Source organism: Acinetobacter sp. YH12241, from assembly GCF_013417535.1.
Taxonomy (GTDB): Bacteria; Pseudomonadota; Gammaproteobacteria; order Pseudomonadales; family Moraxellaceae; genus Acinetobacter.
This window is the reverse complement of sequence record NZ_VPDQ01000007.1, coordinates 91,846-106,066: the sequence shown is the minus strand read 5'-3', so window position 1 is coordinate 106,066 and position 14,221 is coordinate 91,846. Positions and strand designations below refer to the sequence as shown.

General features: G+C 43.8%; 13 protein-coding genes. 5 read left to right on the top strand and 8 right to left on the bottom strand.

Going from position 1 to position 14,221, the window contains the following annotated elements; genetic code table 11:
• The first annotated feature begins 42 nt into the window (after nucleotides 1–42).
• From trxB to FTV18_RS06255, 3 genes are all read left to right on the top strand, one after another.
• Nucleotides 43–1,002, top strand: a complete 960-nt coding sequence (gene trxB, locus FTV18_RS06265) for a thioredoxin-disulfide reductase (protein ID WP_004783272.1) — start codon at nucleotides 43–45, stop codon at nucleotides 1,000–1,002.
• Between the two features lie 83 nt (nucleotides 1,003–1,085).
• Nucleotides 1,086–1,817, top strand: coding sequence for a leucyl/phenylalanyl-tRNA--protein transferase (aat, locus tag FTV18_RS06260; protein WP_180017041.1), 732 nt, complete (start codon nucleotides 1,086–1,088; stop codon nucleotides 1,815–1,817).
• Nucleotides 1,818–1,838: 21 nt separating this feature from the next.
• Nucleotides 1,839–2,654, top strand: a complete 816-nt coding sequence (locus tag FTV18_RS06255; protein ID WP_005234302.1) for an arginyltransferase — start codon at nucleotides 1,839–1,841, stop codon at nucleotides 2,652–2,654.
• A 27-nt stretch (nucleotides 2,655–2,681) separates the two neighbouring features.
• On the opposite strand, the gene rimI is transcribed toward FTV18_RS06255, so the two are convergent.
• From rimI to FTV18_RS06220, 7 genes are all read right to left on the bottom strand, one after another.
• Entirely contained in the window at nucleotides 2,682–3,140 is a 459-nt protein-coding gene (rimI, locus tag FTV18_RS06250; RefSeq protein ID WP_180002414.1) for a ribosomal protein S18-alanine N-acetyltransferase, read from the bottom strand.
• Nucleotides 3,141–3,253: 113 nt separating this feature from the next.
• A complete protein-coding gene (locus tag FTV18_RS06245) occupies nucleotides 3,254–4,135 on the bottom strand; it encodes a metal-dependent hydrolase (protein ID WP_179992880.1) in 882 nt (293 codons plus the stop codon).
• Nucleotides 4,136–4,369: 234 nt separating this feature from the next.
• Nucleotides 4,370–5,560, bottom strand: coding sequence for an elongation factor Tu (tuf, locus tag FTV18_RS06240; RefSeq protein ID WP_166139643.1), 1,191 nt, complete (start codon nucleotides 5,558–5,560; stop codon nucleotides 4,370–4,372).
• A gap of 94 nt (nucleotides 5,561–5,654) precedes the next feature.
• Nucleotides 5,655–7,790 (bottom strand): elongation factor G, encoded by a 2,136-nt coding sequence (gene fusA / locus FTV18_RS06235; RefSeq protein WP_159123545.1) that lies wholly within the window; start codon nucleotides 7,788–7,790, stop codon nucleotides 5,655–5,657.
• 131 nt (nucleotides 7,791–7,921) lie between these two features.
• Complete coding sequence (rpsG, locus tag FTV18_RS06230) at nucleotides 7,922–8,392, bottom strand: 30S ribosomal protein S7 (RefSeq protein ID WP_004783282.1); 471 nt, start codon at nucleotides 8,390–8,392, stop codon at nucleotides 7,922–7,924.
• Nucleotides 8,393–8,572: 180 nt separating this feature from the next.
• Nucleotides 8,573–8,947, bottom strand: a complete 375-nt coding sequence (gene rpsL, locus FTV18_RS06225) for a 30S ribosomal protein S12 (protein WP_004783283.1) — start codon at nucleotides 8,945–8,947, stop codon at nucleotides 8,573–8,575.
• Between the two features lie 155 nt (nucleotides 8,948–9,102).
• Nucleotides 9,103–10,605 carry an EcsC family protein gene (locus tag FTV18_RS06220; protein WP_125278763.1) on the bottom strand — a complete coding sequence of 501 codons (1,503 nt, stop codon included), beginning with the start codon at nucleotides 10,603–10,605 and terminating at the stop codon, nucleotides 9,103–9,105.
• Nucleotides 10,606–10,880: 275 nt separating this feature from the next.
• On the opposite strand from FTV18_RS06220, the gene FTV18_RS06215 reads away from it, so the two are divergent.
• Nucleotides 10,881–12,110: a beta-ketoacyl synthase N-terminal-like domain-containing protein gene (locus FTV18_RS06215; RefSeq protein ID WP_005234293.1), complete on the top strand. Its 1,230-nt coding sequence runs from the start codon at nucleotides 10,881–10,883 to the stop codon at nucleotides 12,108–12,110.
• Nucleotides 12,111–12,133: 23 nt separating this feature from the next.
• The gene (locus FTV18_RS06210) at nucleotides 12,134–12,586 is read left to right on the top strand and encodes a CopD family protein (RefSeq protein WP_179992879.1); all 453 of its coding nucleotides are present in this window, start codon (nucleotides 12,134–12,136) and stop codon (nucleotides 12,584–12,586) included.
• Nucleotides 12,587–12,640: 54 nt separating this feature from the next.
• Here the strand turns inward: FTV18_RS06210 and FTV18_RS06205 are convergent, their stop codons facing one another.
• A complete protein-coding gene (locus FTV18_RS06205; RefSeq protein WP_180017043.1) occupies nucleotides 12,641–14,080 on the bottom strand; it encodes an amino acid permease in 1,440 nt (479 codons plus the stop codon).
• Nucleotides 14,081–14,221 lie beyond the last annotated feature (141 nt).

Here is a 14,221-nt window from a genome sequence, read left to right as displayed (position 1 = left end):
CGTATAATTCAATAAATTTCTAAATAAAAAAGGATACAGCGAATGAGCGCACGTCACTCACGACTGATTATTTTAGGTTCTGGCCCTGCTGGCTATAGCGCAGCAGTCTATGCAGCGCGTGCAAACTTAAAACCGACCCTGATTGCAGGTCTGCAACTGGGTGGTCAATTAACCACAACGACTGAAGTAGATAACTGGCCTGGCGATCCTGAAGGTCTGACTGGTCCAGCTTTAATGGAACGTATGCAGGCTCATGCAGAACGTTTTGGTACTGAAATTGTTTATGATCATATCAATGAAGTTGACCTTAACGTTCGTCCATTCGTCCTGAAAGGCGATATGGAAGAGTTTACTTGTGATGCCCTGATCATTTGTACTGGTGCAACTGCGCAATACCTGGGTCTGGAATCAGAAGCTGCATTTATGGGTCAAGGCGTGAGCGCGTGTGCAACCTGTGACGGTTTCTTCTATAAAGAGCAAAAAGTGATGGTTGTGGGCGGTGGTAATACCGCTGTTGAAGAAGCATTATATCTTTCTAACATCGCTTCTCACGTGACTCTAGTTCACCGTCGTGATACGTTACGTTCTGAAAAAATCCTGCAAGACCATCTTTTTGAAAAAGAAAAAGAAGGAAAAATCAGCATTATCTGGAATCATCAAGTAGAAGAAGTGTTGGGTGATACCACTGGCGTCACTGCGGTACGTTTGAAATCAACCCAAGATGATTCAACTCAGGATGTTGAAGTATCAGGTCTATTTGTTGCTATTGGTCATAAACCAAATAGCACTATGTTCGAAGGCCAGCTAGAACTGCGTGATGGTTATATTCAGGTACAAAGCGGTACCGCAGGGAATGCCACCCAAACCTCTATCCCGGGTGTATTCGCTGCAGGCGATATCGCAGACAGTATCTACCGTCAGGCGATTACTTCTGCAGGTTCAGGCTGTATGGCGGCACTGGATGCAGAAAAATATCTCGATGCAATGGGTAAATTAGACTAAGCAGCGAAAATAAAAAGACCGTCCATCATGGGCGGTTTTTTTATGTATGATAAAAACAGTCTATTTCAAGATCAGGGTTCTACATGCATCTTCTTCCTCCTTCACAGTACATTTTCCCCAATCCTGAAGAAGCGGATCTTGAGGGCGAAGGCCTGATTTGTATTGGTGCAGACCTCTCCCCTTCTACTTTGTATGAGGCCTATACCCATGGTCTCTTTCCCTGGTTTTCTGAAGGTGATCCGATCTGCTGGTGGAGTCCGGAACCACGCTGCATTATTCGCCTAGAGGATTATCATCCCAGCAAATCCCTGCTTCGAAGCATGAAAAAACAGGATTATAAAATTACGGTGAATCATGCTTTTGAAAGAGTCATCCGTTCCTGCTCATTGCCTCGCGCTTATGCAGATGAGACCTGGATTAGTGAAGAGATCATTCAAGGTTATTGCGACCTGTTTAATGCGGGTTATGGTTATAGTATTGAGGTTTGGGATGAAGATCGCCTAGTAGGTGGACTCTATGGGGTGACTATCGACAAGGGCTGTTTCGGTGAATCCATGTTTAGCACCCAGACCGATGTTTCTAAAATGGCTTTCTATGCCTTGATGCTGATTGGTCGAGAAAATCAGCTGCCCTGGATTGACTGTCAATTGGTGAATGATCACTTGATGAGTCTAGGTGCCTGTACAATTTCTCGCCATACATATCTTAAATCGTTACAAGATGTGATAAAACAGCCTGCGATCAATTGGAAAAAGTATCAAGACGGTGTATTTTCAAGTAAAACAATAGCGCAGTCTGCGCGATTAAGTGAATGAAAATAACAGAGGGCACTTGTTATGAACTCTTATCAACCACAGTCCCTACTGAACGATTTACAGTATTATATTACGCCACCGCATGACTGTAGCTATCTGCCCAACAAGTCCGCGCGCATGGTTTTTCTTGATCCAGCGCACCGTATTGATGTAGTGACGCTGTCCGAGCTTTCTCGTACCGGTTTCCGTCGTAGTGGTGATTTTGTCTATCGGCCTGAATGCCACCTGTGCCGTCAATGTTTATCTTCACGTATTCCTGTTCATGAATTCCAAATGAACAGCTCGCAAAAAAAAGCCTGGAAACGTAATCAGGATTTGACGGTTAAAATTACCCATCCTGAACAGGCCACAGATATACATTACGCCCTCTATGAACGTTATATTAATGAACGTCATGCAGATGGTGATATGTATCCACCTAGCCGTGACCAGTTCGAAAAGTTTTTACTGCAAAGCTGTACCGATAGTTTCTTTCTGGAATTATGGAAAGATGACCGTCTCATCAGTGTATCGACTTGTGACCTGCTCGATGATGGCGTTTCAGCGGTGTATACTTTCTTTGATCCTGATGAGAACCGCCGTTCCCTTGGTGCCTTTGCGATTCTGAAACAGATTGAGCACACTCAAAAACTTGGCTTACAGTTTGTGTATTTGGGCTACTGGGTTCCACATTCAGCCAAAATGAACTACAAGTCTCAATACCTGCCACTTGAATTATTGATTGACGGGCAATGGCGCCGATTAAACCGCACCCTTACCCCTGTGGAGATTGAACATCTGGGAAACTCCTTGATGACGACCTTGCCTAGCGGATGGAATAATCCCATCATCAAGTAATTTAGTCGTCAAATAAGAGCTGGAATATTATTTAAACAGGCTGGCAAAATCATCAGTACAGGACTTCACCATAATAATGGCATGTTCCCGAGTGCCATTCGAATTCGGATAATAGTTCTTGCGCAGATCAATTTGATGAAAACCGGTTTTTTCATACAGTTTAATTGCAGCAGTATTGCTTTCCCGTACTTCCAGAAAGATTTGTACTGGACTATTTTTCAATAATGCAATTGAGGCATCTAGCAACTGATAACCTAAACCTTTGCCCTGTTGCGCAGGATCAATTGCCATCAGTAATAAATTGGCTTCATCCAACACCGGCTGTAAAATGCAGAACCCTACGACTTGCCCTGCTTGTTCAATCACAGTGCTTTGATAGGCAGTAACAGCATCTTCAAATTGTTTAAAGGTCCAGGGATGGGATTGTACTTTGGTTTCAATCTTGGCAACGGCTGGTACATCCGCAGCTTGCATCAAACGAATCATCTTCGTTCATCTTATCTAGAATTAACCTCCGCATTATAGAAACTTTATTTAAAAAATCGAGCAAAAAAAAGAGCAACTTAGGTTGCTCTTCAGTCTTTTAATCTAGTTTTAAATTAAAGGCCCAGTTTTTGTTTCCAGCTTTGTAATAAGCTATGGGTGTCATGATCATTTGGATGAAAACCAGGTTTAAAGTACATCAGCATTTCTTTACCCATACCGGTAATAATTCCTTTAGATGGGCTATAACCATAAGTATAGATTTCTTTTAAAGCTCCAAGACTTAACTGACGGTCTTCTTTCAATAAACGCAATACGAAGTAGCTTTGTACAAAGAATAGCGTGACCATCGCTGCAACCAGTGAAGTGGTACGCAGTAGATAAGATTTTAAACCTTTACCGAAAACACCTTCGAATACATCATAGGCCACGGCCTTATGTTCATTCTCTTCAATTGCATGCCAGAGCCACATGGTTTTCATGGTGTCATCTTTCATCAGTTCCTGAATATGCTGATTGGTCAGTAACTGAGATGCAATGGTCGCAGTAAAATGTTCTAGTGCAGTCGTCGCAGTGAGGTCGACCATTTCCTGGGTAATACCGACTGGCTTACCGACTGCCGCGAAGATTTTGTGTGCAGTTTGAATGACTCGGTCAGTATAACGATCTAGCGTATCAACATCATGGCCATGGCGTTGCGCTGAGGCATTAAAGCCAACATGTTCCTGGGTATGCATGGCTTCCTGACCAATAAAGACAGAAATTTCTTTTTGCAATGCTTCATTGTCTTTAATTGCTGGGTGCTGACGTACAGCGCGAACAGAATCAATAAAGAATTTTTCGCCTGCCGGGAATAGTGCAGAGAGTGCAGTCATAAAGTGAGTCAGTCCTGCTGAACCATTCATCCAGTATTCTGACACCTGATCAAAATCAAAACTCATACGACGTACCGGAAAACTTGCACCTGCACGGTTGGTAATTTTCACTTGAGCATTCATACACTTACTCCCATCAGTTCTATATAGAGCTGAAATCTAATTATTAAAATTCTTATAGTTATATTACTGCGTTGAATTTTTCACATAAGGGCAGATAAGGTCAGTGAAATATCACTTAAGGACAGCTTGTAAATATATTGTTAGACAATTTAAATATGCTTGAAAATGAGTAGGTTGAATTTACAGATATAAAAAAAGCGTCCCAAAGGGACGCTTTTTTCACACAATCAGCGATTATGCAGTTACTTTAGCAACTACACCAGCACCAACTGTACGACCACCCTCACGGATCGCAAAACGTAGACCTGGGTCCATTGCGATTGGGTGAATTAGTTCTACTGACATTTCTACGTTGTCACCAGGCATAACCATTTCAACGCCTTCTTTCAAAGAAATCGCGCCAGTTACGTCAGTTGTACGGAAGTAGAACTGTGGACGGTAACCGTTAAGGAATGGAGTGTGACGACCACCTTCGTCTTTAGAAAGTACGTATACTTCTGCATCGAATTTAGTGTGCGGTTTGATAGAACCTGGTTTAGCAAGTACTTGACCACGTTGTACGTCTTCACGTTTAGTACCACGAAGCAAGATACCACAGTTCTCACCAGCACGGCCTTCGTCAAGAAGTTTACGGAACATTTCAACGCCAGTTACAGTAGTCTTAACTGTATCTTTGATACCCACGATTTCAACTTCTTCACCAACTTTGATGATACCAGTTTCAACACGGCCAGTTACAACTGTACCACGGCCAGAAATTGAGAATACATCTTCGATTGGCATCAAGAATGCTTGGTCGATTGCACGTTCTGGTTCTGGGATGTAAGAGTCAAGCGCTTCAACAAGCGCAACTACTGCTGGCTCGCCGTATTGGCTGTCATCACCATTAAGTGCAAGAAGAGCAGAACCACGGATTACAGGAGTATCATCACCTGGGAAGTCGTAAGTAGAAAGAAGTTCACGAACTTCCATTTCAACCAGTTCAAGAAGCTCTTCGTCGTCTACAAGGTCGCATTTGTTCAAGAATACAACGATGTAAGGTACACCTACCTGACGAGAAAGCAGGATGTGTTCACGAGTTTGTGGCATTGGACCGTCAGTCGCAGCACATACAAGGATCGCGCCGTCCATCTGAGCAGCACCAGTAATCATGTTTTTAACATAATCGGCGTGGCCCGGGCAGTCTACGTGAGCGTAGTGACGAGTTGGAGAATCGTATTCTACGTGTGAAGTATTAATTGTAATACCACGTGCTTTTTCTTCTGGTGCAGAGTCGATTGCAGCGTAGTCTTTCGCTTCACCACCGAATTTTTTAGCACATACAGTTGCAATCGCAGCTGTTAAAGTTGTTTTACCATGGTCAACGTGACCGATTGTGCCCACGTTAACGTGTGGCTTATTACGTTCAAACTTAGCCTTAGCCATGTTCATCTTCCTTTGTAGATTACTCATGCAGTAAACCTGCATGAGTATTAGATTTTAACTATAAATTTAGTTAGGCAATATAGTAATCGAAAGATTACTCGTCGTCACCTTTTTTGCCGCCAGCTTGGAACTTAGCAATGATGCCTTCAGCCACGTTACGTGGAGTTTCAGCATATTTAGCAAATTCCATAGAGTAAGTCGCACGACCTTGAGACATAGAACGCATGTGAGTTGCGTAACCAAACATCTCAGAAAGTGGAACTTCAGCACGGATTGCTTTAGTACCGCCAGGAAGATCGTCCATACCTTGAACCATACCACGACGACGGTTTAAGTCACCCATGATATCGCCCATGTAGTCTTCTGGAGTTTCTACTTCAACTTTCATAATTGGTTCAAGAAGAACAGGATCTGCTTTCATGAAACCGTCACGGAAGGCATAAGAACCCGCCATTTTGAACGATAATTCGTCAGAGTCGACATCATGGTAAGAACCGTCGAACAATGTCGCTTTGATGCCAACTACTGGGTAACCAGCAAGGACACCATTCTTCATACGTTCTTGGATACCTTTGTCAACCGCACCGAAGAATTCTTTCGGTACTACACCGCCGACAACTTCTTCAGCGAACTCGTAGTCTTTACCAGATTCAGGGTCCATTGGCTCAAGACGTACGTATACGTGACCAAATTTACCTTTACCACCTGTTTGACGAACGAATTTACCTTCTTGTTCAACAGATTTTTTGATCGTTTCACGGTAAGCAACCATTGGTTTACCAATGTTTGCTTCAACGTTGAACTCACGTTTCATACGGTCAACGATGATGTCAAGGTGAAGCTCACCCATACCAGCAATAATTGTTTGACCAGATTCTTCGTCAGTACGTACGCGGAACGATGGATCTTCTTTCGCCAAACGACCTAAAGCAACTGACATTTTTTCTTGGTCAGCTTTAGTTTTAGGCTCAACTGCAAGTGCAATTACTGGCTCTGGGAATTCCATACGCTCTAGTGTAATTACGTGGTTTTCATCACATAATGTATCACCAGTCGTTGTATCTTTAAGACCTACACATGCCGCGATGTCGCCCGCACGAATTTCTTCGATGTCGTGACGGTCATTTGCGTGCATCTGTACGATACGGCCGATACGCTCACGTTTCATTTTCACTGGGTTATAAACCGGGCTACCCGCTTTAAGAACACCAGAGTAAACACGTACGAACGTTAAGTTACCAACGAATTTGTCGTTCATGATTTTGAACGCTAACGCAGCAAACGGTGCATCATCAGACGCTTCACGAGAACCTTCAGTTTCGTCTTTGTCGTCTAAGATACCTTTGATTGCTTCAACGTCAGTCGGCGCTGGAAGGAATTCAATTACTGCGTCCAACATACGTTGAACACCTTTGTTTTTGAACGCCGAACCACACATCATCGGTTGAATTTCGTTTGCAAGCGTACGCGTACGTAAACCAGCTACGATTTCTTCTTTCGTCAAATCACCTTCTTCAAGGTATTTGTCCATAAGCTCTTCAGATGCTTCCGCAGCTGCTTCAACCATGTTTGTACGCCATTCATTAGCAGTATCAACTAGGTCAGCTGGGATGTCGCCATATTCGAACTTCATACCTTGAGATGCTTCATCCCAGATAATCGCTTTCATTTCGATAAGGTCAACAACACCTTGGAAGTTTTCTTCAGCACCGATTGGAACAACGATTGGCACTGGGTTAGCACCCAAGCGAGTTTTCATTTGTTCAACCGCACGGAAGAAGTTCGCACCAGTACGGTCCATTTTGTTAACGAACGCAATACGTGGAACTTTATATTTGTTCGCTTGACGCCATACAGTTTCAGACTGAGGTTGTACACCACCTACAGCACAGTAAACCATACACGCACCGTCAAGAACACGCATAGAACGCTCAACTTCGATTGTGAAGTCAACGTGTCCTGGGGTGTCAATAACGTTAATACGGTGTTGTTCGAACTGGTTGCCCATACCTTTCCAGAAGCATGTTACAGCTGCTGAAGTAATGGTAATACCACGTTCTTGCTCTTGTTCCATCCAGTCCGTAGTTGCCGAACCTTCGTGAGTTTCACCTAGTTTGTGGCTCTCACCTGTGTAGAACAAAATACGTTCAGAAGTCGTTGTTTTACCAGCGTCAATGTGCGCTGAGATACCAATGTTACGGTAACGAGAAATTGGGGTTTGACGAGCCATGATTTCTTGCATTCCTAAATTTTGTTGTTTAAAACAGGACGCTTTAAGCTGCTGGGCAACTTAAAGCGATTCGATGACAAAACAGCGAAAACTGGCTCATCATCCTCCTGAATAGGGGCTGTTTTAACCGCTTAGAAGCGATAGTGAGAGAAGGCTTTGTTGGCTTCAGCCATACGGTGCACATCTTCACGTTTTTTAACCGCTGCGCCTTTACCTTCAGCTGCATCAAGCAACTCACCAGCAAGACGTAAAGCCATAGTTTTTTCAGAACGCTTAGCAGCAGCATCTACTAACCAACGCATAGCCAAGGCAGTACGACGGGATGGGCGCACTTCCATAGGTACCTGGTATGTAGCACCACCAACACGGCGTGCTTTTACTTCGACCATAGGACGAACTTTTTCAAGAGTAGTCTCGAAAAATTCAACTGGATCTACTTTAGATTTTTCTTGAACGCGGTCTAAAGCACCGTAAACGATACTTTCAGCAATAGATTTTTTACCATCTTGCATTACGTGGTTCATGAATTTAGCGATTGTTTGGCTGCTGAACTTAGGATCCGGAAGGATTTCACGAGCAGCGACTACGCGACGTCTTGGCATTTTAAAACTACCTATAAATATGACACTTCAGGTTAATCCAGCAGTAGCACAAAGTGTCGTGTGCATTCGCTGGCCTTACTACACGTCGCTTGAATTTTCACAAAATTAAATGCAGAAATCAGACAAGCGAGACGATAAAGGATTGCAGTTCTAGCGAACTAAGAGCTTAATCTCGAAAGATTATTTCTTAGGACGTTTAGTACCGTATTTAGAACGAGCTTGGTTACGATCTTTAACACCAGCACAGTCTAAAGAACCACGAACGGTATGGTAACGTACACCTGGTAAGTCTTTAACACGACCACCACGGATAAGAACAACACTGTGCTCTTGCAGGTTATGGCCTTCACCACCGATGTAGCTAGAAACTTCGAAACCTGAAGTTAAGCGAACACGGCAAACTTTACGCATTGCTGAGTTAGGTTTTTTAGGTGTAGTTGTGTAAACACGTGTACAAACACCACGGCGCTGTGGACAAGCCTTCAACGCAGGAACTTTAGATTTTTCAACTAAAGTCGTACGACCCTTACGGATCAACTGATTTGTTGTTGCCATGTGGCAATTCTCCCGTTAATAAAAAGCCCCAAAAAAATACTACTTTTTGAGGGCATGCAATTGTATGTCAAGATGCAAAATCGGTCAATATGCCGAAGTCAGGCAAAACACGATCGCATCTCGACTTTAAGCGTTTATTTTATGGCGAAAATCACTTATTTTTTCGATTTCGTGGCAGCATTTTTTGTAACATCTTCCGTAGTTTCCTCAGCTTGCGTTTGTTTGTCTGCAGTCTCGGAGTTTTCTGGATTATTTGTATCCGTCTCTTCTTCAGCGGCTGCCTGTAACATTTCTGTGTCATTTTCCTGCAAGCCGAGCTCTTCTTCTAGGGCTGCATCTGCATCAAAAGAATCTTTTGGAATAGCCGGTTTTTGTTCCTGTCTAGCGTCGGCATGTTCAACCAGTTTATCGGTCAATTCATCCAGACCTTCACTGACCTTTTCATCTTTTTTCACTTCAGCTTCTTCCGGGCTCAAGCTTTCCTGCTCTTTCTTAACCAGTTTGACTTGCTTGATGGTCTGATTACCTTCAATTGGGATTTCTTTATCCAGAATTGGCTTATCTTTATCAGCGGCTGAATGATCAAGATTTTCCATCAGCTTCGGGGTCGCCTGCTGGAGCAGGTCAACGGCTTTTTCATAGGCAGCATATGGCGACAAACCTAGATCCTGATGCTGCTGCAAATACTGACGAGCATGCGAGAATACTTCTTGAGCTTTCTGGTTCACATCATTCACAAAGCGATGGCTATAGACTGCACCAATCCCTGCACTTGCCAATGGAGTCAGTTTGGTTAGCTGCTCTAATAAAGACAGTTTCGGAAAATGGTTCATCCATTCCCACTTCATGCTGCCATCCTGATTACTGAGCCATTTTTTCAGTGTTTCTATATCATTGCTTGACCCGAGCATGGTCTGTAGCTGGGACAGGTCATGTGTCTTTAAGGTACTGCTCAGCGCTTTAAGCCCCATTAAGAGTGCTTGTTTTTCTGCAATCAGACTGAGATCAATTTGTCTAAAGATATGCTGTACGATTTCCTGATCATCTTCCTTGCTCAGATCAAAACCATAAGAACGTCCTACTTGATAGATGGTACGCAGTGCCATCAATAAAGAAGCCGGAATATCAATCGCAGTTCCCAATACCCCAGTGACGCCACTTACAGCACCTTGTACTGTCGCCATCCATTTATTTTGTTCGGCAAACGCCTGAGAAATGCGTTGTGAACGCGTAGTATCCTGAGTCAGTTCTTCCAGATCCTTCGCCCCTGCTTCATTCAGAATGGCATCAACCGAACTCATCTGGTTACTGAATTGATTCAGGTGATTATAAAAGTAGTCAGATACTTTGTCGGCCAGCTGGGGAGAAACAAAATGCGCGACATTATTCACAGTATTAAAACGACGGCCCAGCAGCTGACGGGAAACATTTGGAAGATGTTCGCGTAGCATGTCTTTAGGATTTTCATATTTTTTTGAAGCAAAAGGGCTTTTGACTTTTGCCGAGCCATCAACAGCATGATCGGTATTGAAGGTTTTAGTCACAGAATCTGGTGCAACATGATTTAACAGTTCCAAACCTGTTGAACTGAACTTTTTCGCCACTCCAAAGGCATTCGAAATCAGACCATTAGATTGTTTATTATTAGCATTTACCATTTTTTACCTCAGCATGCACGTGCTTGTATTTGGTATAAATACTAGGTGTAGTCAGCATTTATCTCAACCTTATTCTGTTTCATTTAGTAAAAGCTCTACACAGTACTTTATAAACTCAACCTACTGTCACACGGCATAACATTTGCCATAAGATTTCAAAAATCTTTCTGCTATGATGTTCTGCATTGTGAAATAGGGGTCAGCGCTATATTTTGCAGTCTTATCAACGCCAAATATCTCCCGCTGCCCCAGAGATAAACTATAAGGATCTGTAGATGAAACGTGTTGTCATCACTGGTATGGGTATTAACTCGTGCATTGGTAATACATTAGAGGATGTGAATCACTCTTTACAAAACGGGATTTCAGGAACACGTTTTAATCCGACTTATGCTGAACTGAATTTCAAAAGCCATGTGAGCGCTGCTGCTGAACAGGATTTTGATGGTATTGACCGTAAGCTGAAACGCTTTATGGGCGTGTGCGCGATGTATGCCTATAATGCTGCTGTGGCTGCTGTTGAGCATGCGGGTTTAAAGCAGGAAGATCTGGCGAATAATCCACGTTATGGTATTGCGGGTGGTTCAGGTGGCAACTCGACAGCTTCTGTAGTAGAAATGACAAAATTGCTGGAAGAAAAAGGCGCACGCAAAGTTGGTCCATTCTTCGTACCACGTAACATGTCGAATACCATTACAGCAAACGTCGGTGTGGCATTCAAATTACAAGGGATTGCCCACTCGATTACCAGCGCCTGCGCAACTTCTGCCGATGCCATTGGTTATGCTTATAACCTGATTCAATTAGGCAAACAGGATCTAATGCTTGCCGGTGGTGGCGAAGAAGATCACTGGTCTCAAAGCCTGCTGTTTGATGCGATGGGTGCACTGTGCTCTAAATACAACGACACACCTGAAACAGCTTCTCGTCCATATTCAGCAGACCGTGACGGTTTCGTGATTGCTGGTGGTGGCGGTTTTGTGGTGCTTGAGTCACTGGAACATGCTCAGGCACGTGGCGCGAATATTCTGGCTGAGGTTGTGGCTTATGCAGCTAACTCTGATGGTGCTGACATGGTTGCTCCATCTGGCGAAGGTGCAACACGTTGTATCCTGATGGCTCTAGAAGAAGCCAAACAGCATGGTGTAGATAAAATTGACTATGTGAATACACATGGTACTTCTACCCCAGCAGGTGATGTTACTGAACTTAAAGCTATGGCACGTGCCTTCGGTGAAGGTCAGGTTCCTCCACTCAGCTCGACTAAATCTATGACAGGTCACAGCCTGGGTGCTGCAGGTGTACAGGAAGCGATCTACTCTATCCTGATGATGCAAAATGACTTTATTGCACCAAACATCAATGTGACTGAACTGGATGAAGGCGCAAAACCATTTGATATCGTACTTGAAAAACGTGACGCAAAATTGAATACTGTGATGAGTAACAGTTTCGGTTTCGGCGGCGTAAATGCTTGTCTCGTTTTCAAAAAATGGGAAGGCTAAGCCGCCCATTTTAGGGTGACTTGATGGATGCTCCTTCTGATGCTTTCTTGTGGGTAAAAGCATTACATATTATTGCTGTGGTTTGCTGGTTTGCTGCATTGTTCTATCTGCCACGGCTTTATGTCTACCATGCCATGAGCGAAGATGTCGTAAGTCATCAACGCTTTGAAATTATGGAACGCAAGCTGTATCGCGGGATTATGTGGCCAGCTATGGTCGCCACGCTGATCACAGCACACTTTCTGGTCGATTGGGGTGATGCAACGCGTCATTACCATGAAGCCTTATGGTTCTATCTGAAAGTCGGCTTGGTTGGCTTGCTGGTCATTTACCATTTGGTATGTGGTTATTATCGTAAGAAACTGATGGGAAATGCCCATTACAAGTCACACAAGTTCTGGCGCTTCTTTAATGAAATGCCAACGCTGATTTTATTTGCTGTGGTGATTTTAGTGGTGGTAAAACCTACTTTCTAAAATTCCCTAAAATAAAAAATCCCCGATTGATCGGGGATTTTTTATGTCTGCACTTTATTCTCCGGAGAGAATTTGCTGACGTTTACGAAGACGTGGTTTATACAAAGTATGATAGGTAGTAAACAGAATCACCAACCACAGCGGACTAATCATCAGTGCCTTCATGGTATCTGCTTCCAGACTTAAAATAACTAAGGCAAAGAACAAGAAGATCAACACCAGATAGGACATCCAGATTCCGCCCGGCATCTTGAAGGTCGAAGTGGCATGTTTTTCAGGTTGCTGTTTACGGTAACGGATATAACACACCATAATCAGACCCCAGATACTGATAAACAGAATCACACAGAGTGAGCTGGCCAGCGTAAAGGCTTCCATCGTGTTCGGTACAAAGTACTGGAAAGCCGCACCTGCCATAATAAAGGCACAGGAAAATAACAGACCTTTAGCCGGAACTGCACGACTTGAAAGCTCAGCCAAAGCCTGAGGTGCCTGGCCATCACGTGCCAAACCAAACAGCATCCGGCTGGTAGAGAATACGCCACTGTTCATGGAAGACATCACAGAAGACAGCACCACCAGATTCATGATAATGGCTGACACCGGAATACCCGCATGCAGGAAAAGAGTCACAAAAGGACTTTGATCAGCAGGAATTTCTACCCATGGCGTTACAGACATAATCACCAGCAGAGACAATACATAGAACAGGATGATCCGTGTAGGAATCGCATTCACTGCTTTAGGCAAGTTCTTTTCCGGATCCTTGGTTTCAGCCGCCATCGTACCCAGCAGCTCTACACCTACGAAAGCAAACATCGCAATCTGGAAGCCAGCCAGAAAGCCCATTGTGCCCTTAGGGAACATACCATCATAGGCCCAGACATTGGTCAGGCTGGCAGCCGATCCACTTGGTGCCTGGAAGTCGCTGAAGATCATATATCCGCCAATCACAATCAGGCCCAGAATCGCCAGAATTTTAATCAGGGCGAACCAAAACTCGATTTCACCAAACAGCTTCACGGTCAGCAGGTTAATTCCCAGTACCAGCAATACACAGCCCGCACTGATCATGGCCTGCCCCATGGGTGTAAAGGTCATGTCGGGCGGCAGCCAGAAATTCAGATAATTGATAATTGCCGCTAAGTCAGCAATGCCGACCAGAATCCAGCCCAGCCAGTAAGACCAGCCAATATAATAGCCAGCCCCCGGACCAATCAGGTCATGCGCCATATCAATGAAGGATTTATAGTGCAGATTAGATAACAGGATTTCCCCTAATGCACGCATCAGGAAAAAGAACATGGCTCCAATAATCATGTAGATAAACAAGATTGAAGGCCCTGCCAGTGCAATCGTTTTACCAGAACCCATAAACAGGCCTGTACCAATGGCACCACCAATGGCAATTAACTGCAAATGTCGGTTAGAGAGCTTACGCTGTAATTCATGGGGAGATGATGATGCGTCATTTTTAGAAGAGGCTGTATTCATATTCAGTTCCTTTTTCACATCAGACCCTCGCTTATCTGATCGGATTTCTTCCTGAAATCCTGATTGCAGATGCAGTTTCATTTAATGGATTAAATGATCAGGCCTGATATGCTTACAAAATCAAGTTGGGAGATATAAAAA

Bases quoted from the DNA above. Each gene is read 5' to 3' on its own strand.
- trxB (WP_004783272.1), top strand. From the start codon at position 43: ATGAGCGCACGTCACTCACGACTGATTATTTTAGGTTCTGGCCCTGCT.
- aat (WP_180017041.1), top strand. From the start codon at position 1,086: ATGCATCTTCTTCCTCCTTCACAGTACATTTTCCCCAATCCTGAAGAA.
- FTV18_RS06255 (WP_005234302.1), top strand. From the start codon at position 1,839: ATGAACTCTTATCAACCACAGTCCCTACTGAACGATTTACAGTATTAT.
- rimI (WP_180002414.1), bottom strand. From the start codon at position 3,140: ATGATTCGTTTGATGCAAGCTGCGGATGTACCAGCCGTTGCCAAGATT.
- FTV18_RS06245 (WP_179992880.1), bottom strand. From the start codon at position 4,135: ATGAATGCTCAAGTGAAAATTACCAACCGTGCAGGTGCAAGTTTTCCG.
- tuf (WP_166139643.1), bottom strand. From the start codon at position 5,560: ATGGCTAAGGCTAAGTTTGAACGTAATAAGCCACACGTTAACGTGGGC.
- fusA (WP_159123545.1), bottom strand. From the start codon at position 7,790: ATGGCTCGTCAAACCCCAATTTCTCGTTACCGTAACATTGGTATCTCA.
- rpsG (WP_004783282.1), bottom strand. From the start codon at position 8,392: ATGCCAAGACGTCGCGTAGTCGCTGCTCGTGAAATCCTTCCGGATCCT.
- rpsL (WP_004783283.1), bottom strand. From the start codon at position 8,947: ATGGCAACAACAAATCAGTTGATCCGTAAGGGTCGTACGACTTTAGTT.
- FTV18_RS06220 (WP_125278763.1), bottom strand. From the start codon at position 10,605: ATGGTAAATGCTAATAATAAACAATCTAATGGTCTGATTTCGAATGCC.
- FTV18_RS06215 (WP_005234293.1), top strand. From the start codon at position 10,881: ATGAAACGTGTTGTCATCACTGGTATGGGTATTAACTCGTGCATTGGT.
- FTV18_RS06210 (WP_179992879.1), top strand. From the start codon at position 12,134: ATGGATGCTCCTTCTGATGCTTTCTTGTGGGTAAAAGCATTACATATT.
- FTV18_RS06205 (WP_180017043.1), bottom strand. From the start codon at position 14,080: ATGAATACAGCCTCTTCTAAAAATGACGCATCATCATCTCCCCATGAA.